26 protein-coding genes are annotated in these 19,495 nt (G+C 60.7%); 22 read left to right on the top strand and 4 right to left on the bottom strand.

Annotated elements, in window-relative coordinates; all coding sequences use genetic code 11:
• Positions 1-526: 526 nt before the first annotated feature.
• From ACVW1C_RS00840 to ACVW1C_RS00830, 3 genes are all read right to left on the bottom strand, one after another.
• Entirely contained in the window at positions 527-1,345 is an 819-nt protein-coding gene (locus ACVW1C_RS00840; RefSeq protein ID WP_456756756.1) for an alpha/beta fold hydrolase, read from the bottom strand.
• A 133-nt stretch (positions 1,346-1,478) separates the two neighbouring features.
• Positions 1,479-1,949, bottom strand: coding sequence for a hypothetical protein (locus tag ACVW1C_RS00835; RefSeq protein ID WP_456756755.1), 471 nt, complete (start codon positions 1,947-1,949; stop codon positions 1,479-1,481).
• A 212-nt stretch (positions 1,950-2,161) separates the two neighbouring features.
• Positions 2,162-2,911, bottom strand: a complete 750-nt coding sequence (locus ACVW1C_RS00830; protein ID WP_456756754.1) for a S24 family peptidase — start codon at positions 2,909-2,911, stop codon at positions 2,162-2,164.
• 117 nt (positions 2,912-3,028) lie between these two features.
• Here ACVW1C_RS00830 and ACVW1C_RS00825 point away from each other — a divergent pair, with 117 nt between their 5' ends.
• The gene (locus ACVW1C_RS00825; RefSeq protein ID WP_456756753.1) at positions 3,029-3,289 is read left to right on the top strand and encodes a hypothetical protein; all 261 of its coding nucleotides are present in this window, start codon (positions 3,029-3,031) and stop codon (positions 3,287-3,289) included.
• A gap of 8 nt (positions 3,290-3,297) precedes the next feature.
• Here ACVW1C_RS00825 and ACVW1C_RS00820 read toward each other — a convergent pair whose 3' ends face one another.
• Positions 3,298-3,747: a hypothetical protein gene (locus ACVW1C_RS00820; protein ID WP_456756752.1), complete on the bottom strand. Its 450-nt coding sequence runs from the start codon at positions 3,745-3,747 to the stop codon at positions 3,298-3,300.
• Between ACVW1C_RS00820 and ACVW1C_RS00815 the strand changes: the two genes are divergently transcribed.
• The 21 genes from ACVW1C_RS00815 to ACVW1C_RS00715 all read left to right on the top strand — a co-directional run bounded on the left by ACVW1C_RS00815 (position 3,731) and on the right by ACVW1C_RS00715 (position 19,339).
• On the top strand, positions 3,731-4,087 hold the full coding sequence (locus ACVW1C_RS00815; protein ID WP_456756751.1) for a hypothetical protein: 357 nt from the start codon (positions 3,731-3,733) through the stop codon (positions 4,085-4,087). The genes ACVW1C_RS00820 and ACVW1C_RS00815 overlap by 17 nt on opposite strands.
• 242 nt (positions 4,088-4,329) lie before the next feature.
• On the top strand, positions 4,330-4,941 hold the full coding sequence (locus ACVW1C_RS00810) for a GIY-YIG nuclease family protein (RefSeq protein WP_456756750.1): 612 nt from the start codon (positions 4,330-4,332) through the stop codon (positions 4,939-4,941).
• Complete coding sequence (locus tag ACVW1C_RS00805; RefSeq protein WP_456756749.1) at positions 4,938-5,537, top strand: GcrA family cell cycle regulator; 600 nt, start codon at positions 4,938-4,940, stop codon at positions 5,535-5,537. The genes ACVW1C_RS00810 and ACVW1C_RS00805 overlap by 4 nt, the downstream gene beginning before the upstream one ends.
• 20 nt (positions 5,538-5,557) lie before the next feature.
• On the top strand, positions 5,558-5,773 hold the full coding sequence (locus ACVW1C_RS00800; RefSeq protein WP_456756748.1) for a hypothetical protein: 216 nt from the start codon (positions 5,558-5,560) through the stop codon (positions 5,771-5,773).
• Positions 5,770-6,126: a LexA family protein gene (locus tag ACVW1C_RS00795; protein WP_456756747.1), complete on the top strand. Its 357-nt coding sequence runs from the start codon at positions 5,770-5,772 to the stop codon at positions 6,124-6,126. Before ACVW1C_RS00800 ends, ACVW1C_RS00795 begins: the two co-directional genes overlap by 4 nt.
• A complete protein-coding gene (locus ACVW1C_RS00790; protein WP_456756746.1) occupies positions 6,123-6,746 on the top strand; it encodes an MT-A70 family methyltransferase in 624 nt (207 codons plus the stop codon). The genes ACVW1C_RS00795 and ACVW1C_RS00790 overlap by 4 nt, the downstream gene beginning before the upstream one ends.
• Before the next feature lie 26 nt (positions 6,747-6,772).
• Complete coding sequence (locus ACVW1C_RS00785) at positions 6,773-7,624, top strand: GP88 family protein (protein WP_456756745.1); 852 nt, start codon at positions 6,773-6,775, stop codon at positions 7,622-7,624.
• A gap of 17 nt (positions 7,625-7,641) precedes the next feature.
• The gene (locus ACVW1C_RS00780) at positions 7,642-8,202 is read left to right on the top strand and encodes a hypothetical protein (RefSeq protein ID WP_456756744.1); all 561 of its coding nucleotides are present in this window, start codon (positions 7,642-7,644) and stop codon (positions 8,200-8,202) included.
• Positions 8,203-8,247: 45 nt separating this feature from the next.
• Positions 8,248-8,436 carry a hypothetical protein gene (locus ACVW1C_RS00775; protein ID WP_173642664.1) on the top strand — a complete coding sequence of 63 codons (189 nt, stop codon included), beginning with the start codon at positions 8,248-8,250 and terminating at the stop codon, positions 8,434-8,436.
• Between the two features lie 5 nt (positions 8,437-8,441).
• Complete coding sequence (locus tag ACVW1C_RS00770; RefSeq protein ID WP_456756743.1) at positions 8,442-9,014, top strand: hypothetical protein; 573 nt, start codon at positions 8,442-8,444, stop codon at positions 9,012-9,014.
• On the top strand, positions 9,011-10,123 hold the full coding sequence (dnaN, locus tag ACVW1C_RS00765; RefSeq protein WP_456756742.1) for a DNA polymerase III subunit beta: 1,113 nt from the start codon (positions 9,011-9,013) through the stop codon (positions 10,121-10,123). Before ACVW1C_RS00770 ends, dnaN begins: the two co-directional genes overlap by 4 nt.
• 3 nt (positions 10,124-10,126) lie before the next feature.
• Positions 10,127-10,336, top strand: coding sequence for a hypothetical protein (locus ACVW1C_RS00760; RefSeq protein WP_456756741.1), 210 nt, complete (start codon positions 10,127-10,129; stop codon positions 10,334-10,336).
• Positions 10,333-10,782 carry a hypothetical protein gene (locus tag ACVW1C_RS00755; protein ID WP_456756740.1) on the top strand — a complete coding sequence of 150 codons (450 nt, stop codon included), beginning with the start codon at positions 10,333-10,335 and terminating at the stop codon, positions 10,780-10,782. Before ACVW1C_RS00760 ends, ACVW1C_RS00755 begins: the two co-directional genes overlap by 4 nt.
• A gap of 69 nt (positions 10,783-10,851) precedes the next feature.
• Positions 10,852-11,943: a DUF7146 domain-containing protein gene (locus ACVW1C_RS00750; RefSeq protein ID WP_456756739.1), complete on the top strand. Its 1,092-nt coding sequence runs from the start codon at positions 10,852-10,854 to the stop codon at positions 11,941-11,943.
• Between the two features lie 11 nt (positions 11,944-11,954).
• Positions 11,955-12,548 carry an endonuclease domain-containing protein gene (locus ACVW1C_RS00745; RefSeq protein WP_456762972.1) on the top strand — a complete coding sequence of 198 codons (594 nt, stop codon included), beginning with the start codon at positions 11,955-11,957 and terminating at the stop codon, positions 12,546-12,548.
• Positions 12,545-13,864 carry a DNA-methyltransferase gene (locus ACVW1C_RS00740; RefSeq protein ID WP_456756738.1) on the top strand — a complete coding sequence of 440 codons (1,320 nt, stop codon included), beginning with the start codon at positions 12,545-12,547 and terminating at the stop codon, positions 13,862-13,864. Before ACVW1C_RS00745 ends, ACVW1C_RS00740 begins: the two co-directional genes overlap by 4 nt.
• A complete protein-coding gene (locus tag ACVW1C_RS00735) occupies positions 13,861-15,288 on the top strand; it encodes a DnaB-like helicase C-terminal domain-containing protein (RefSeq protein ID WP_456762971.1) in 1,428 nt (475 codons plus the stop codon). The genes ACVW1C_RS00740 and ACVW1C_RS00735 overlap by 4 nt, the downstream gene beginning before the upstream one ends.
• A 153-nt stretch (positions 15,289-15,441) precedes the next feature.
• Positions 15,442-16,752, top strand: coding sequence for a hypothetical protein (locus tag ACVW1C_RS00730; protein ID WP_456756737.1), 1,311 nt, complete (start codon positions 15,442-15,444; stop codon positions 16,750-16,752).
• Between the two features lie 145 nt (positions 16,753-16,897).
• Positions 16,898-17,614, top strand: coding sequence for a hypothetical protein (locus tag ACVW1C_RS00725; protein WP_456756736.1), 717 nt, complete (start codon positions 16,898-16,900; stop codon positions 17,612-17,614).
• 283 nt (positions 17,615-17,897) lie between these two features.
• Positions 17,898-18,797 (top strand): hypothetical protein, encoded by a 900-nt coding sequence (locus tag ACVW1C_RS00720; protein ID WP_456756735.1) that lies wholly within the window; start codon positions 17,898-17,900, stop codon positions 18,795-18,797.
• 257 nt (positions 18,798-19,054) lie between these two features.
• Positions 19,055-19,339, top strand: a complete 285-nt coding sequence (locus ACVW1C_RS00715; RefSeq protein ID WP_456756734.1) for an HNH endonuclease — start codon at positions 19,055-19,057, stop codon at positions 19,337-19,339.
• The last annotated feature ends 156 nt before the right edge of the window (positions 19,340-19,495 follow it).

Raw genomic sequence — 19,495 nt, 5'->3', positions numbered from 1 at the left:
AGGCGATCGATTTGTAATCTGAGGTTGGTCGGCAACTCCGGGTCTTGTCTTAACGATGTCCGCAGTTTTTCGCCAATTTCTTGAAGAATGGCGCGGCTATGTGAAGAGTCAATCTGGATGGGGTTTCGCATGACGGAAATCTCCCTCGACGCCGTTGTCGATGGCTTCCTACGCCTCTACGACACCCCTCGTGCATTCGATGCACGATAGCGATCCAAGATAGAGGCCGAGACCGCCTTTGGCTATCCTGCGCGAGCGCTTGTTCTTGACAGCTGGTCCGAAATCGAACCTTTGGCTATCCGCGATACGCGCCGTCATTGACGGCGAGCGACGGTCTCGTTCTGCTAAATCGCGCCTGAGGTTTTCGTTCCGATTTTTGTTCACGCGGCCGAGGTTTTCTTCGAAATGGGGAACCGCAGAGTTCCAAGGCGGTCGGCTCGTTCGCGTCCTTTCCACCTGAAGTCGCTTAATGGCCCAAGGCGGACGTAACGCACTCCTGCCTGATGCCCCCACGTTACGTTTGATCTCACGCAGCTTGCAGTATCAAGTCGCTCACACGATCGGGCGCATCGAGCATGACCATGTGGCCAACGTCCGGCAGCTCGAACGTGGCCCAAGACTTGTCGCTCTTGCAATCCGACAATGCCTTATCAAAGGCCGGCTGTGGAAATTTTGGGAGGCGAACGTATGTCTTCTTCGCCACCTTTTGAAGCGCACCGGAAATCTTGATCGGCTGGAGATAGGTGCCGACTGGATGGGGAGTCACTTTAGACTCGGCGAATGCCCGATCGCGTTCGGCAACAACACTGGCTGGGTAATGCGCCGACCCGCGAACTCCTGCCTCGCCCTTATCGATGGCCGCTTGGATGCCTTTACGGACCGGCTCGGCTGCATAGTCCGCTACCCTTTGTCCGTCGGCCGGAATGAAGGCATCGAGCCAGACAACCGATGAGACGCGATCGCCGACGCTTTCCAGTGCGCCCGAGCCTACAAAGCCTGCATAGGACCACGGCACAAGGCAGACGTTCTCGAGACTTTCCCATTTGATCAAGTTGACGACGTCGGCGATATGTGTGTCCAGATCGACGTCCTTGCTCAGCAAATGCGAGCGATCAGCCAACCCTGTGAGTGACTGAGCGAAGACCGTGTGGCCGGCTTTTTCAAGCCGGTCAGTGACCCGGCGCCATATCCAGCCGCCGCAAAAAGCCCCGCTCACCAAGACAATGGTCCTTCGTGCCGATTGGGCGCGAGCGGCACCAATCGCTCCGGAGGCCGTTGCTGCCACGAGACCACTGGTTGCAGCACTGCGAAGGATGCGACGGCGGGTAATTCCACTATTGGTCATGACAAAATTCCTATGCGGTTTAAGGAAGATCAGGACTGAAGCGATAACCAAGCGCGCCTCTTTTGTCAGCTTCTGAGGGAAGTGCGGACGTCGTTCGGCGGCGGATCTATGGGACCACGCCCTAGCGAGCGCGCTAACGGTTTGAGGCTGCCTTCAAGGCATCGCTGACGGCCTGGCGAAGCTGCCGATCGACGCTCTCGACATAGGTTGAATCCGTCGACTGGCCGGTAGCGCGGAACGCGCGCTGGATATCGCCAAGCTCTTCCTGCTCAGCGATCAGCTTGTCGACGGTTCGCTTCCCGCCGAACTCGGTCTGGTATTTGACGAACGCCGATTTGCAAGCCTGCCTCACCGCCTGGTTCAGCGATGTGCGATCGGTGCATTCCGCGAAGTAGTTCAGTAGCGATCGCAGTTCAGGTTCGCTCATGCGAGCAATCTCGGTGCGAGCGGCGCGGATCGACTCTTCGGACGGCTGCGCGGCTTCAACCCGCGCGGCGGCGCCAAGACTGATCAGGATAATCGCGGCGAGGGTGTATTTCGAGGTTGAACCCGCGGCCGCCCTGGCGACGGCACCGCGAGCAGAACAGGCGCTGCCCAAGCTCATCGATTGTGGTCTCTGATGGAATCCGGAAGTGCTGGAGATCTTCGCAGGTCCAGACGACGGCGTGACCGCAGTCTGAACACAGGATTTGAAGGAAAGGCTCGGAAGTGACGGATTTTGCAGTGTTTTGACGCCGCATCGCTCTCGCTCGTGACGATGTATGTCGGCATCATTGAATCTTTCCGAGCGCGAGTCGATTCCACAAGATGTGGTGGTTAGTTGAACTCGACGCCTACAATGCGATGGATGCTTTCAACCAGGTCCGCGGCAAAACGCATCTGCCTGGCAGGGTTCAACTGCTCAAGGACCAGTTCTTTCTTCGAGAACGACACGAACTTCTTCGCATAGCCATCGAATTCGCCCTCAACTTCCGTACGGATCTGCACGACAACGAAATGTCCGCGCCGATACGGCAGCTTTGGATTGACGTACAGCTTGTAGCCATCCTCGATGGCGGGCGACATTGAATCTCCACTCTGCTCCACGCAGTAAGCCTCGGCGACAGCCTCGAGGCTCGGCGGGCGGAGAATCTCCCCAACCTTTTCCCCGTTCAAAACGAACTTCCCTTCGCGCCCTCCAGCGGCTCGCCCATAGATCGGTAGAGGAGACCGTGGGTATTTTATTTCTGATTGTTCGCTCGTAACGTTTGCGGGCACAGGGTTTTCGTCAAGACCTCCTAAGGTCGCTGAAACTTTATGGTTACCGCTAGTTGCGTCGCCATCGCGCAGCCACTGCACCGTCACGCCGAGAGCGTTGGCCAATTGCGCCATCGTTTGACCGCGGGGCTGTTCCACCGGCTTCTGCTTGGTTGAGATCTTCTCGTAGCTGTAGATGCGCTCACGCATCACGGCGATCGCATCGGCGTCATCGCCGACGATCAATCGAGCGAGCTGCGGGACCGAATAGCCCTTCGCTCGGCGAGCCGATTTTAGCCTGTGGTTCCAGAGCATGGGGGTGGCGTTCAAGCTAACTCTCTCAGCCGAAGGGATTCTTTCCCCGCCAGCATAGGAACTGGAATTATTTTCGGAATGGAATTCGGATGCCTTGTGTCCGGAATTAAATTCCAGTAAATTCCAGAGGCCATGACAGATGCTTCCGCAGACACTCCGGCCACCGTTCGTCCCAAGACGGTTCCCGAAATCATCAAGTACGCCGGCGGTGCCGCGGAGATCGCGAAGGCGTCCGATGGGGCCGTCACGATCGAGGCCGTCTACAAATGGCCCAAGATCGGCATCCCGGACCGCCATTGGGGCGTGATCCGTGGGCTGTGCGACGTCACAGCTGAGGAACTCTACGCCGCCAACGTTGCCGCTCGGACCCCCGCCGAAGCGGCCGGCCGGTGAGGGCGTCGTCATGACACACCGCCTATCACAGTTTTCAGCTTGGCGGCTTTCGTCGACAACCTCGCCGCTTGATCGATCAGTTCGGGCACCCGGATTGCCCAGTGCGTTTCTGAGCGTCCTGACGCGTGCAGTAACAGTCGCTCCGAAAGGCGGTCGAGCATGACCGCGGCGCAAGTCCGGTGCGCGAGCCCGGCATCGATCAGCATCTGCAGCATCGCATCGAAGCATTCTTCCGCAATCAACATTCGTGTTCCGGCCAGGGCGGCACGCGCCCAGTCGTCATCTTTGTCAGGCGTCGGCACGACGGCGACGCTGGAATTGTGTTTGTGAAAATAGGGAGCATTCATCATGGGAACAGCATCGCTTGCCGCTTCGATCAATGCAAACATCCACGCTGCACGTTCGGACAGTTCGAAATGCACAAACGTGCGGTCGATGAAAATGACCGCCGAAATCATTCGTATTTCGCAGAATGGCGCCAATCGCGGCAGTATGCGGAAGCTGCTTGCCGAGCTCGCGCACTGCTCGCTGCGGACCATCGACAACTGGATCTCGAAGGATCGCTCGATCCAGTTCGAGCAGTTCTTCAATTTGAAGGATCGGACTGAGAGCGCTGAGGGTACCGCATACTTCGAAGCGATGTGGCAGCAAGTGCCTCAGCGTGTCCGCGATCGATTTTTCGAAGCCGAGGCGCTGCGCCGCACTCTCGCGGATCGCCAGCGCCAGCGTGAGATCGAGGATCGTGACGCCCAGGCGCGTTTGCGCCAACTCAACATGGACCTCAACGCCTCGAAGTGACGGTACGGGCCGCGCGGGACCGCGGCATCCATCTCAATCTTGGAATTCCTCGTGACCAACCTTCTATCCATCACGGCCGTGGCTATAGCTCGCGCGTGCATCAAGCTCTCCGATTTCCATCGCGTCCGTCGGGACGTTTGGATCGACCACGCCGAGTTCTGGTCTGACTTTAACAGGTGGCTGCGCCTCGGCGGAGCCAAGCCGTTCGCCGATATCCGCACTGACCGGAAGGCGAGGGACTCATGATCGGACGTGTTTACTTCGTGGAGTCCAACGGTCGCATCAAGATCGGGTATTCACGGAATGTCGAGGGGCGCGTCCGCGAGATGCAGGTGGGTTCTCCCGCCCGCCTGAACCTCCTGTGTGACGTATCCGGCAGTCGGTCGTTCGAGCGCGCCGTCCATCTCTCGCTAGCAGCGCACAGAAAGAAGGGAGAGTGGTTCGACGATTGCAAGGAGGTTCGCGACACAATTGCGAACATCCAGCAGTCTGGTTACGCAGCAATCGGGTTTACCGACGAGCCGGATGTCAACGAGGCCTCACTGAGTGCGGCGAAGAAGGTCACTCGCGCCATCGTCAGGCAGGCTAAGGTCTTCAGGACGAGAAAGGAGTTCGCTGACGCGGTTGGCTGTGCAAAGAGCACGGTAGACAATTGGAAGTCCGGAAAGCGCTCGATCGATATCGGTGCCGTCATGCGGTTATTCGATACCGAGCACGATGTCGAGTTTTTCGAGGCGCTCTGGAATTGCTTGCCCGAGCGGTTACGCGAGCGGTGGCTAGCTCGGCACCGTGCCAATCCAGATTACGAGGGCATCTATGTCCGCCGCACCGAGCTTCAGGTGCCAGCGCGATGACAGTATCTCCCACCTGGTCTGAAGATCGCGTTGAACGGCTCAAGAACCTTTGGGCCACCGGCATGTCATGTTCGCAGATTGCTGCCGAACTCGGCAATGTCACCCGCAATGCAGTGATCGGAAAGGTCCATCGCCTCGGACTGCCTGGCAGGGCAGACGACCGAAGGGCGAAGGCCATCGAGGCGAAGTGCGCACCGCGAATGGGTTCGCCGACGCCCAAGCGCACTAAGGTTTTGCGGGCTGTTCTTTCCAACCCGAGTTATTCCGCGGAGGCAAAGGAACCCCTGGAGGACCCCACCGCCGGCTACGCGAGCGCATTCGACGCCAGCGTTGCAGTGGATCGCCGCAAGGGGCTGCTCGACCTTCGTGACGGCGATTGTAAATGGCCGATCGGCGATCCCACGACGCCGGACTTCTTCTTTTGCGGTGATCCGGCTGTGTCGGAACTACCGTACTGCGGTCCACATTGTCGCGCGGCCTATCAGAGCGCTGGTCAGCGCGAGATCCGCATCACGCCCGAGGAGCGCGCCCGGCGTGTCGCCTTGGGACAGCGTATGGCCGCGATGAACCGCGCGAAGAGGGCGGCCGCGTCATGAATCACGGCGCTCCCACTATCATGAAAGACTACGCCCGCAAGGAGTGCATCGTCTCCTTGATGACGGTCGAGCATGCCGGCGGCAAGGATGTCGCCGCGATGGTGATCGACGCACATCTGCAGGCCATTGCCGCATACCTGGTCGGGTCGTTCGGGCGGCAGAGGGCGTTCGCTGTCTTTTCACAGTACGCCGACGAGGTGATCAAGCCGACGCTGCCGACGGGAGGACGGCCGTGACCGGACTCACCAGTGTGCAGGCCCAATGCGTCGAGTTCGTCGGACACCACATTGAACAGTTCGGTGCCTCGCCATCTTATCGGGAGATCGCCGATCATCTCGGGATCCGCGGACGCGGCACGATCTCGCATTTGATCGACAGCATCGTCGAGCGCGGCGCACTTCTGCGCGAGCCGGGTAAAGCGCGGACCCTGAGCATTCCGGAGCCCGGGATCGCCGGCGGACTGGTCGTCCATCCTCTCCCCGATGTTCGGCGCGCGATCAAGGCCTACGCACGCCAGCACCGCATCTCGGAACGGACCGCGGCTGAGGAAGCGCTGCGCGCCTACTTCATGGAGCCCACTTCACCATGAAGAACTTCTTCTTCGACCCACTCCCGATGTTTGGCTTCGATATCTGCATCGTCGATCCGCCGACGGAATTCGAGCTCTATTCCTCAAAGGGAAACAAGAAGTCGGCGTCCGCTCAGTACGACATCTTGTCGTGGGACGAGCTTGGACAATTGCCGGTTGGCCACCTGGTCCGCAGCAATGGCGTCGTGGGCTTATGGGCTTGTCCGCCGACCCTCGATAAATCGATGTGGCTGCTGAAGCGTTGGGGCGCGCTCTACAAAACCGAACTGGTTTGGCCGAAAGGACGGGTCGGTACCGGATACCGCGCCCGCGGCATGCACGAGTCCGTGTTGGTCGGGGTCTTCGGAAACGGAGAGCAGATCCACGATCCATTCTGGGGTGTGATCAAGGGCAAGGCCCGCGGCCACAGCCAGAAGCCGCGCGAATTCTACGAAATGATCCGCGAGCGCACGCCTGGATTGGCGCGCTGCGACCTTTTCTCGCGCGAGACGCATGAAGGGTTTGTCGCCTGGGGCAACGAGGTCGGCAAATACGACGACGGCCGCCGGCCCGAGCGCCGGCAGAAGGAAAAGCTAATCGCCCCGACGCCGCTGTTCGACATGCTCGAGGTCGCGGCATGAGGGCGCGCACTATCGACCACGACCAGGTGAGGGCGCTGCACGCGGAGAACCTGACCGTTCCGCAGATCAAGGCACGCGTCGGCGGATCGCCTGCCTATCTCCGCCTCATCATCAAGGGGAAGGTCGGCATCAAACCGACGAACATTTCGCGGCAGTCCGCACTGTCGCTGGCCGGTCGACCCGCGAAGATCCCAGCCTTTGACACTCCCGCGATCGTGGAGGGGCGGACGGTCTATCGTTCGACCGTGGTCGACCCGGGGTCATACGGTTTTGACGTCCTCAAGAGCGGCTTCAATAGCTCGAAGATCGGCAAGGTCGTCACCAAGGGCCGCTGGAAAGGCTTCCCGATCTACACCCTGACGCTCGAGGAGCGCGCGACGTGCCCGCTATCCTGCCGGCATTGGCGTTCCTGCTACGGCAATTCAATGCAGCACGCGCACCGACTCGCCCGCGGCGCCGCGCTGGAAGCCCGGCTGGAGCAGGAGGTCCGAGCGCTCGGCCGCAGGCATCGCCGCGGTTTCGTGGTGCGGCTTCACGTCCTGGGTGACTTCTATTCGGTTGCGTATGTCGCGCTTTGGCAGCGTCTCCTCGCCGAAGTGCCGCAGTTGCACGTCTTCGGTTTCTCTGCGCGCTGGGATGCCGAGCGCGATCCTATCGCCGCGGCGCTCGTACGCCTGGTGTTGGCGAAATGGATTCGCTTTGCCATCCGTTTCTCCGATGCCCCGATCGACGAATGCTCGACCGTATCGGTTGAGACGCCGCTGCAGGCACCAGCGGAAGCGATCGTTTGCCCTCAGCAGCTCGGCCGGACCGAGGCATGCGCGACTTGCGGCCTCTGCTGGCAATCGAAAAGGCCCGTCGCCTTCATCACCCACTGACAACAAGAGGAACCCCAATGTCGAAGCCCAACGAACCTGCCCAAGCCGCCCTCGATTCCGCGAACCTTTCACGTATTCGCAACGCGCAGGCAGAAGCTGCCGCGCAGAACGAGGTCAATAACACCGCGAAGAACAAGTTGCGCGGGACATACGCCCAGACCCAGGCGCAAGGCCTGCATAACGAAGCTGCCAAGCTGGCGCTGGAGCTCGTCGAGGGCGGTGACGAAGCCATCGACGCGTTCTGCGAGAAGGTCAGCAAGGCCGGCGTTTACGTCGGGTACCTCGGCAAGGTGCTCAGCCCGAGGCAGTTCGAACTGTTCGGCATGGCCGGCGTCGGCCCGACGCCCGAGGACGAGAGGGCAAAGCTCGAGGGCCGCGCCGCCGGCTTCCGTCTCGATAGCGAGCCCGGCTCCAAGGAAACCGACAACCCGTACGAAATCGGCTCGCTCAAGGGGCAGGCATGGCTTTCAGCGTTCCGCGATGCGCGCTCTGAGCGCGATCACGTCCTGTCGATGCCGGCGCCGGTGACCGAAGGCGAGAGAGCCAGAAGCGGCGATGACGAAGAAGGCAAAGCCTAATCGAGACCCGCAGCAATTCCGCTGCCGGAAACAAGAGGACAGAGAATGAAGCGCAAACCGTTTCTCTACGAACTGAGCAATGCCGTGAAGATGGTCGAAAGCAACGAAGAGGGCACCGTCATCGGCCGTGCCGAGTATCAGGACCACATCAATAGTTACTTGGTCCGGTACCGCGCCGGCGACGGCCGCCAGGTCGAGAACTGGTTCGACGAAACCGCGATCAAGGCTGCCTGATCGCGATGAAGATCCTGGGCTTAGATATCGCGACGACAACGGGCATCGCGCTGCTCGACGGCGATCGCTATGTCTTTGCCCGGGCCTTCCATTGGGAAGGCAAGAATTCGGGGCAGGTGTTCCGGCATTTCCGGAAGACGCTCTACCAGATCATCAAGGACAACGCGGTCAAGTACGTGGCCGCGGAAGAACCGCTCCGCACCGACATCGAGCTCAAGGGCAAGCCGACCGAGGAGAACCCGGAGCCGGAGTCGACCCGGCCGCCGATGAAGACGTTCCTGCGGATCTACGGACTGTGCGCGATCGCCCAGGAGACCTGCGCCGCCCATGACGTCCCATTCATCTACGTCAATCAGGGGACTTGGCGAAAGGCCTTCACCGGCTCCGGGCGGGCGACGAAGGACACGTCGCTCGGCTTTGCCCAACTGATCGACAAGACCATCACCTCTTACGACGCTGCCGAAAGCCTCGGTGTGGCCTGGTGGCTTCGCGGCCACCTCGATCCGCGCTTCGCCGCGCCGCGTGGCGATCTCTTCGAACCGACACTCACCCCATCTCGAAAGGAGACCCCGTTTTGAAAGCCGTCATGGAACAAGCCGCGCTCGCAAAGCTGCTCGGCCGCGTCGCGCGCGCCGTTGAACAGCGCAACACCATTCCAATCTTGAGCAACGTCCTGATCGATATCAGTCAGGATAAGTTGAGCGTCAAGGCCACCGACCTTGACCTCGAGGTCATCGACTCTATCAGTGCCGAGGTGGCTGAGAAAGGCAGCACGACGGTACCGGCCAGGCTCTTCCATGACATCGTCCGGAAGATGCCCTCCGGCTCGCAGGTGGTGCTGGAGCAGACAGGGGACTCTATCGCAGTCGTCAAGTCGGGCCGCTCTCGGTTCACGCTGCAGACCTTGCCGGTGAGCGATTATCCGAACCTTTCGGCCGATGACCTCAATGTCAGTTTCGCCGTCGCCGGGAAGGATCTGCGGCGGCTGGTTGATCGGGCAGCGTTCGCGATCTCGACGGAAGAGACCCGCTTCTACCTCAACGGCATCTATCTGCATGCCGTGAAACAGGGAAATGTCGCGACACTGCGAGCGGTCGCCACCGACGGTCACCGCCTCGCCCAGGTCGAGTATCCCTTGCCGGAGGGAGCCGCGGACCTGAAGGGGATCATCCTGCCCCGGAAAACGGTCGGCGAAATCACGCGTCTCTTTGACGCTGGCGAGAACGAAATCCTCGTCGAGGCCTCCAGCAGCAAGATCCGAGTCTCAGCCGGCGACCTGGTGCTGACATCGAAGCTGATCGACGGCACTTTCCCGGACTACGGTCGTGTTATCCCGGTCAACAACGACAAGAAGATCGCGGTCGTCTGCAAGGACATGCTCGCCGCCACCGATCGCGTCGCAACGATCTCTAGCGAGAAGGGCCGCGCAGTGAAGCTGACGCTTGGTGCCGGCAAGATCACCCTGAGCTGTCAAAACCCGGACGCCGGCACAGCCACCGACGAGCTTGAAGCAGAGTACGCGGGGGAGGGAATGGATATCGGTTTCAACAGCCGGTACCTGCACGACATTTTCACGCAGATCCCAGGCGACACCGTCAAGCTGGATCTCGGCGACCCGGGGTCACCCGCGCTGCTGCGCGGCGCCGACGAGTCGATCCTGTACGTCCTCATGCCGATGAGGGTGTAGACGATGCAGATCAACGCCAAGAAAATCGAGACTGTGCTTCCCGAGGTTCTCCGGAGGCACGGCATCCGCACCACCGACTATCACGGCGTCCAATACGTCGGCATGTCGGAGACGATCGCGCTGGAAACTGGCGTAAAGGTTCCGAGCCTACCGGAGTCGAAAGTCGTCTCGCTCGCGGATCTTGCCCAGGACATTGCGGAGGCGCTGAATTGAAAGCCATCGACCCCATCATGCTGGCTTGGGCCGCCGGAATTATTGAAGGCGAGGGCAGCATCTACTCGAATGTGCGAACGCAACTCCCGACGCGCGGGCGGAACATGCATCATCGAGTTCGCGTGGTCATGTCGGACCGCGACGTCGTGACCAGATTGCGGGACGTGTTCGATATCGGCCGGGTTGTCCCTTATTCGAATACCCAAGGACTCGGGAAGAAGCAACTTTATCGTTGGGAAGCGGCCCGTCGCGCTGACGTAGTTGCCGTGTGCGACGAAATCTATCCATTCATGGGAGAGAGGCGGCGAGCGCAGATCGATAGGCTGCGCGCCTTGCTACTTGCGAATCCAGCCGTCCCCGCCGCCGAGCGGGTAAGGCGGACATGGATTTCGCGGCAAGCGACAGCCGCTCGGTCGTGGGAAGCCGAGACGGGAATCAGTCAATGAAGCGAAAGATATGGTGATCAACGCGGCATTAGGCGCCGATGATGCGCCGGGCCGGCCAAAGGTCGAGGCATGACGCGCGAAGACACCGCCGAGATCAAGAAGCGGCTGAACGAGCAGTTGGAGCGTGTCCTTGACCACTTCTGGAAGGGGTACAAGACGCGCGGCAAGATCGCGTATCCCGCTCCCGGCGTCAAAGGCGACCTCGGATCGTTTCAGGTCTATCTGGCGACGGTCGGCAAGTACACGCGCGGCTCATGGGTGCGCAGCTCGGCCCGCATTGGCGGCGACGAGATCAATCTCTTCGCCTACGGTATGACCGGAAGTCACAAGGCCGATGCGGAGGTATTCGACAGCGCGCGGGAGTTTGTCGGGCTCGATCGCGCTCGGGAGGAGACGCCGGAGGAGCGGCGACGGCGCGAGGACTGGGCGGCCGAAGCCGCAGCGAAGCGGGCGGCGGACGACCAGCGTGCCGCGGAGCACGTCCAGGCCCGTCAGCGGAGCGCCGCCGAGATCTGGCAGGAGGCCGTGCCGATCGTCGGGACGCACGCCGAGGCCTATCTCCTCGCCCGCGGCATTCCTGCGCCGCCCGGCGGCTGGGATGACTGTCTCCGGTTTCACGGGCGCGTGCTGTACGACCTTGATGACCGGTTGGCCTTTCCTACGCTGGTCGCCCGCGTCGACGACGTCTTCGGGGACCTAACCGCCATCTGGAAAGTCCACCTTGATCCGGCGAAGGCCGCAAAGGCGCCAGTCGATAAGGCCAAGATTGGCGCTGGCGCGGCCGCTGGCGGTGCCGTGCGGATCGGCGGCGTCGCGGCTCATATAGGTCTCGGGGAGGGGCTGGAAACCTGTCTCGCCGCGCGCGCGCTGATCAAGTATCGGCGCCCGGTCTGGGCCGGCCTCAGCACCAGCGGCGTTGCAGGACTCGAGCCGCCGATCGAGGTGGAGAGGATCACGTCTTTCCCGGACGGCGACAAGCCGTGGCGGCGTCAGGACGGTGAGCTCATCCTAGCCGAGCCCGCCGGTCGCGTCGCGGTGCGGAAGCTTCATGAACGTATGGTCGCGATCGGCAAGCTTCACGACAGCCAGCCCGAGCCGCGTATGCGGACGGATTACCTCGACATCTGGAATGCGCGGCAGCGCGTGGAGGCCTCAGCTTGACTGCACAACTAATGACCGACTCCGTCGGGCGAAAATACGTGAGCCGGAAGCGGACTAAGATCTGCGCAAACTGTGGAGCGCCATTCCACAGGAAGGGAACGGCAACCCGCTTCTGCTCCAGGCGCTGCTATGGCCTATCAAAAGCGGGAAATCCGATCGCGAACCGTCAATCCCCCCCGCGGCTCGGTTCGTGTATCGAGTGCACAAATTGCGGTGATGCAGTTTGGCGCAAACCGAGCGCGATCAGGTCGAACGTCTTTTGTTCGCGAAGCTGCAGCAACAGCCACAATCTCAATCTCTTCTCGACCAGATCTGCTTCCGCCCCGACGTCCCTCGAGCGAATTCTATATGACGCGTTGAGCACATTAGGGCTGACGTTCGAGCGGCAGCGACGGATCGGCAGATTCGTCGTCGACGCATATCTGCCGACCGAAGGTGTCGCGATCGAGGTGGACGGAGAGTATTGGCATTCGCGCCCTGAGAACATCGAGCGGGATAAGCGCAAGGACGACGCTTTTCGGGGCTACAACATCCCTCTGGTCCGGATATCTGAGGCGCAAGCGCGGTCGGGCATCATCGAAGCCGTGAAGGCGGCATTGCCATGACAGTGAGAATCCTGAATGGCGACGCGCGTTCGGTTGTCCGGCTCCTGCCTTCCAACTCGGTGCATGCCTGCGTCTGCTCGCCACCGTATTTCCGCCTGCGCGATTACAAGATGGCTGGCCAGATCGGGCTCGAGAACTCGCCCGAGGCCTATATCACGGAGCTCGTCGACCTCTTCCGGGAGATCCGGCGCGTTCTGCGGGATGACGGTTCGCTCTGGATCAATATCGGCGACTGCTACGCGGGATCCGGCCGCGGCGGCAATCCTGCCGCGGCGTCCTCGACGCTGCTCGGTACGCTGCAGTCACAGGAAGCGTCCATGGTGGTGCGCCAGAACTGGGAGATCGGCGCGAGTGCAAGGATCGCGGCGCAGACCGAGCGCGGCAGCCGGTTGCCGGCGGGCAACCATGCGAAGGCCCAGGGCGACGGAGCGATCGGCCGCGCCTGGGAGCCGCCGGCGGCTGGGCTTAAGCAGAAGGATCTCATTGGAATCCCGTGGATGCTGGCCTTCGCGCTCCGCGCCGACGGCTGGTGGCTGCGCAAAGACAACATCTGGGCGAAGCCGAACGGTATGCCGGAAAGTACGCGGGATCGGTCGACGAGCGCGCACGAATACGTCTTCCACCTCACGAAGTCGGAGACCTACTACCATGGTTATGAAGACGTCAGGCTGCCGGCGGCGCCGGAGTCGGTAAGCCGATTGGCGCGCGCGATGCGGGACAAACTCGGCAGCGAGGGCGCGCTTGTCGTGAGTGGCGACGGCTATGCGCCGGAAGGGCAGCCGCCGCACTCCGGCGCCCGCAAACGCGATCGACGGCGCGGCCACGGCCGGCGTCATGCCGGCTTCAACGATCGCTGGGACGGAATGTCGGTGGCGGAGCAGCGCGCCAACGGCGCGGCGCTGCGGTCCGTATGGTGGGTCGCGCCCGGCGGCTTCAACGACGAGTTTTGCACCAATTGCCGCAGGTTCTACCCGAGTGCCGAACTGGGCCGTCTCCGAACCGAAAAGATCGAACGCGAGGGCCGCAAGCTAACGCTCCGCTATTGCGAATGCGGCTCCCACCACGATTGGCTTAACCATTTTGCCGTGATGCCGCCGGAGGTCGCCGCGGTTTGCATCCTGGCCGGCGTGCCGCCGGGTGGAACCGTGCTCGATCCCTTCGCCGGCGCCGGCACCACCGGACTGGTCGCGGACCGGCTCCAACGCGACGCCATCCTGATCGAATTGAACGCGGACTACGCCGAGATGGCGGCCAAGCGGATCAGCGCCAGCCATCCGATGCTAACCGCGGTCGAGCTCGAGGCGGTGCCGGCATGAGCAAGCGCCCCGCCGCAACGCCCAATAGGCCGACCCAAAACGTTCGGGCTGAGGAAGCCATCATCGGAAAAATTTTGGGCTCGGCCGAGACTTTCTGGGCCGTCTCGGATCGAGTGTCGGCGGACCAGTTCACGCTGCACCACCACCGCCTGATCTTCTCCGCGATCGAGGAATGCTGCCTCAACGGCGCGGGCCCCACACTGTCGCTGCTCGAGTCAAAACTTCCGACCGAGTTTGAAGGAGTCGGCGATACCGAGGCCGTTCTCCAGATCCTGATCGAGAAGGCCGCCGACGTCAGCAGTGCGCTTGATTTCGTCGACGACATCATTCTGGCGTGGCGGGAACGCGCCCGCATACAACTCGGGAAGATCGCCACGGCGCCCGACAAGACCTTCGATCAAACGCGCCAAGAACTGGACGACATGCTCCGCTTGGTCGACGACCACGATCGAGTGCGACATGCCGTTGCACTCGGTGACGCTGCCGGCAATGCGATGGCCAAAGCAGGCGAGGCCTACGAGCATCAGGGCAAGCGCGCGGTCGGCGTGCTCACCAAGATCCCGGAATTGGATGAGGTTCTCGGGCCGATCGTCGGCGGAACGACTGTCACGCTGGCCGCGCCATCTGGCCACGGCAAATCGGCCTTGATGGCGCAGATCCTCCGCGACAACGCCGGGCCATCGCTGGACGAGACGAGCATTTTCCCGGGCTTCTCACTCAGCCTCGAAATGTCCGCGGAGCAGATAGCCTATCGCGACATCGCTTCGTTGTCCGGCGTCTCGGTCAAGAAGCAGATCAGCGGCGACTTCAACCAGAAAGAATTCCTCGATATCCGGCGGGCAAAGGAACAGCTCGAGTCGATCAAGGTCTGGGTCCAGGACCGCAGCCGGATGACCATCAAGCAGATCGGCAACGAATTCCGGAAGGCGAAGCGCCGGTACGGCGTGAAGCAGTTCTGCATCGACCACCTGAAGCTGGTCGAGCCCGAGCAGGAGCATTGGAATGTCGTCCGTACGGTCGAATACGCCTCGGCCTACACCAAGGATCTCGCCAAGGAACTTGATGGCGTCGTGTGGCAGCTCGCCCAACTGACCCGCGAAGGGCAACGCGCGCCCAGTTGGAAGTTCGGCAGCGGCGATATCTACGGCGGCGGCCTCATCGTCGAGAACAGCGACATCATCATCGGCTTGACCATTCCCAAGATTTGGCTCCGCGGCAACGAGCCGGAACCGGCATCGGAAGACAATCTGAGGGGCCGGGAGCAGCGCGATCGCTGGCTGAGGGAATACGACATCTGGAAGGAGAAGGCAGCTTTCGCGGTCTTCAAGAACCGCAGCGGCACCCGCAGCAAATGGAAAGAGATCGACTTCAACGGACCGCGGATGCTGTTTGGAAGCACCGACAGAGAGGAGATACCGTTCTAAGCCGACTGTTCGCGCTTGTTTTTGCTAAACAAGCCATTCGCAGCAAGTCGACGTAACTCGCACTGAAGCCCCTCTTTGTAGTTGGCGTCACGCCCAGGTTGTGGTATATAGTCGATCATTACTCTTACTATTTTGTTTTTATAGGAGGCTACAATGCTTCCAAAGACCAACCTCGTTTTGTTTTGGTTACGCCACTTAGCTCTGATAACGATCACTACACTCGCTTCTGCGCAGTTCGCCGAGGCGCAGTTTACTCAACAAGGTTCGGAGTTGGTCGGCTCTGACGTTCTTGCGCCATGCATCGTTGGCACCCCCGCTCCATGCCCGAACCAAGGCGGAGCTACCGCGCTGTCCGCGGATGGCAATACCCTTATTATGGGTGGTCCATACGACGCTGGCGGGATAGGAGCAGCGTGGGTGTTCGTTCGTAGCGGCTCCGCTTGGACCCAGCAAGCTAAGCTCGTCGGCACCGGCTATACCGCTGCCCCATATGTTTTCCAAGGCATGTCCGTCGGACTATCGGGCGACGGTAATACCGCAATTGTCGGCGGGCCCTTTGACAACAAAAGGCTTGGAGCAGCATGGATTTTCGTCCGCAACAACGGCACCTGGAGTCAACAATCCTTGCTGGTCGGCGACCACTACATTGGTGCCGAAGTCCATCAGGGCAGAGCCGTAGCACTATCCTACGACGGCAATACTGCCATGATCGGAGCAGACGCCGATAACAAATTCATTGGAGCGGTGTGGGTTTTCACTCGCAAAGGTACAACGTGGAGCGATCAAGGACGAAAGCTTGTGCCTAATGACAGGCAAGGTGCTCCCTCCTTTGGCTGGTCGCTGGCTTTGTCGAATGACGGCAATACTGCGATAATAGGTGGACTGGACGACAACAATGACTCCGGTGCTGCGTGGATTTTCACACGAACCGATGATTGGGACGAACAAGGATATAAGCTAGTTGGCAATGGCGCTGTCAACGCATCGTCGCAAGGTGGTTCGGTCGCACTATCTGCCGACGGTAATACCGCGGTTATTGGAGGTCATACCGATAACAAAGCCGTTGGAGCGGCGTGGATTTTCAGAAGATCGGGTGGGGCATGGACTCAAGACGGACTGAAACTCGTTGGGACCGGCTACGTGCCCGTTTCGACATTTGGCGTTCAACAGGGAGAATCAGTTGCAATTTCTGGTGATGCCAGCACTGTCGCGCTTGGGGGGCCATTAGATAACAACTACACAGGGGCAGCATGGGTATTTACCTACGCCAACGGAAAATGGTCGCAGTTGGGAGCCAAGCTTGTTGGCTCGGGCGCGGTCGGCCGCACAATTGGCCATTCGGTTGCACTGTCGAGTGACGGCAAAACTCTTGTCGAGGGGAATCCGGCTGACTGGTTATGGGAGGCCCCGCGCGGACGAACAGCCGCGAGCCAATCCGGCGCATGGGTCTTCGTCAGACCTTAGAGCCATACTTATGGAGAGACCGGGAATCTCAGTGCGGAGGGGGCCGCTTCCGCATGTCTTTGCCTGAGAATCAGGCCGCGACAATGCCTGATCAACACGGTAGCGGAGTGTGCCCAAAATTGCCCCTTTGTGGAGAGCAAGTCATATGACGTGCGCAGAGAAAAACGGAAAACCATTCGCCACGAGGGCCGCCGAAATCACAGAACAAGTGCGGGCTGCAAATGAGAATCTGGCGCGGCTCGTCGAAAAATCGTCCGTCGATCCTTTCGGCTCGGCTACGCGGTCTGTTATCGATAAGCTAATGCTTGTCTCCACGATTGGCGCTGTCATTGCAACCGTCGGAATAGTCAAGGAAGTCGATCTAGGGCCGTTCAAGATTGACGTTCATGTTGTGAAGTTCATCCCAGTTTTTATAGCAATCACCATTGTATTCTACGGCGCGAGCCTCCACTCCCTTGCTACGACCGACATTCGAAAATGGTGGGCGACCAACCGGCTAAGCGCTACGTCACTGCAGCCCGTGTCAGCAATGATACTCGCGCTCATGGCGGAAAATGAGAGGATATTTAGAGAGCAAGCAGAGCTTTTCAGAGAGATGATCGCAGCTGGTGAAGATATAGGCGAGCTGGATGAGGATGAGGTACCTCTGATCGTCAAGAAAGCAGCTGCGGAAGCCGACGCCCGCTCTGAAGTTCTAAAACGCGAACATGCGAAGTTGCTTCAACCTGTAGAACGAGAGCGCAAGCAGTTCGCGATCGGCTTGGCCATCTTTGTGATCCTGCCGCTTATGTTCGGTGGATTATCTATTTGCCTTCTCATTTACTCGATGATCCGCGGCTTACCTGTTCTGTCGTCTATTTGACTTTTGCGACCGCGGCAGCTTCGAGCATGGAGAGAAAACTGCAAAGTTGCGGATGGTCAGTTCTTTGTTCGGTTGCTTGTCGAGGCGGGTCAAAAGCTGACCACGGCGATCCGCTTGACCTAGTCGGCCGCCCTTCCCAAAGCGGACGTTGCAGCCGTCCGTTGGATTAGCTGACTTCGAACAAAGGTCTGCTTTGGCGGTGGATGAGCCGTCAACTTTGCGCTTGCAATTATAGACAAATCACCTCCGCAGAACCTATTCGGGATTCTGCGTGGAGGATGGAATGTCTCAGTCCCAAATTATGGATGTCGCGACGGTACACGTCGACAAGGAACGCGATCGTCGCGCTCGAGCATTCATGCGCGAAATTCGCCGGGCACGGCCCATGGAGTCGTACAAGGGGCTGACTTACGAAGGACAACTCCTTTTCGAGCAGGCGCGCAGCCGGCAACGCATCGTCCAGGAGTTTGTGGTCGAGTACCTGATGGATCGCGACACCGAGGGTGCGCGCCGGGTTCAGGAAGCGTTGCGCCGGAACAAGCTATTTCAGCAGGGCTTCCGCAGCGGTGCGATCGACTCCACCGACCCGCTGAATCTCTGGGGCAAGCAGCTGACAAAGAAGGAGCAGAAGGCGGCTGCTGAAGCAGAGCGCCTGGCCAGCGGCAAGCGGAAGCATACCATTCCGGACCCAGACAACCCGTCGCTCAACGTCCTGGTCGACACGGTTCGGGCGTCGCATCTCAACCTCGCCGAGGCGCGGAAACGTGGTGCCGGAGATCCCGAGGACAAGCTGCGACAGAGCGCGGCGGATCGCTTCCGGCGGGACTTCGACTTGGCCACATTTCATGGGTCGCGCGGCTTCGCGCTACAGGAAAAGGTCGACGGCGGCGGGGGCGGCTCGCCGTCGCACACCATTGCCCTCGAGGCCAGCGCGCGCCTTAACGAGATCAAGCGCCGGCTGGGCGAGCGGCAGTTCGATCTCCTCGTCGTCAGAATCGGGCTCGAGCACAGCAGCGAGGACGTCCGTCTGAGCGGCGGCGAGGAGCACCGCACCAACAATTCCGACTTCCGGATAGCGCTGAACGCGCTCGTGAATCACTACGACGGCGTCGAGATCATCGACCGGACATGGGATGCGGTGCGGCGGCTGAAGATTGCCGCCGGCATGGGCTTCAAGAAGTAGGTTCCGCGCATGTCACTCGGTCGGTTTGCTCCGAACACGCGCGAGACGCCTCTCGAGACCAAGCAGCGGGTTTGGAGGGAGTACGGGCTTTTGCTCGTTGATGTCGACAAGGACCAATTGACCTGGGACCAACGTGAGATACTGCGCGCGATAGGCCGGCGTATGTTCGGGCCGCGACGGGGGGAAAAGAGATGAGGCCGAGGAAAGCCCGTATTCCCTCGCTAGCACCCAGAGTTCCGACACTCGACACCAGGAAGGTGAAGCCGCCGCCGAAGCGTGCGGATCCGCACTATCAGACCATCGAGCACAAGGACTGGGCCAGGAAGGTCAAGGACCGCGCCGGCTGGCGTTGTGAGCACGTCGAGGACGGCCGCCGGTGCGAGCGGAGCCGGGCCAATGGCGACCAGGTCTATGCCGACCACGTCATCGAGATCCGGGACGATCGATCGCGCGCCCTGGATCTGGACAACGGTGCCTGCAAATGCGCCGAACACAACGTTCGGAAGGGCGTCCAGGCTCGAGCAAACCGCATGAGATCGTAGGAGGGAGGCATGTCGAGAGAACCGTCACCGCGCGCCGACGCGCTGGGCAAGCAACGGGGTTTCAGCGCATGCAGGCGGAGAAGAGGCGACGCGACGCGCTGGATGCCGCCGCAGCGGCGCCTGCAGCCGCGCCCTGAAGCACTATGTTCGCCGAGG

The sequence above is a fragment of the Bradyrhizobium sp. USDA 4011 genome (assembly GCF_054063415.1).
Note: the sequence above shows the minus strand (reverse complement) of the source record. Positions and strands in the feature narration are given on the sequence as shown.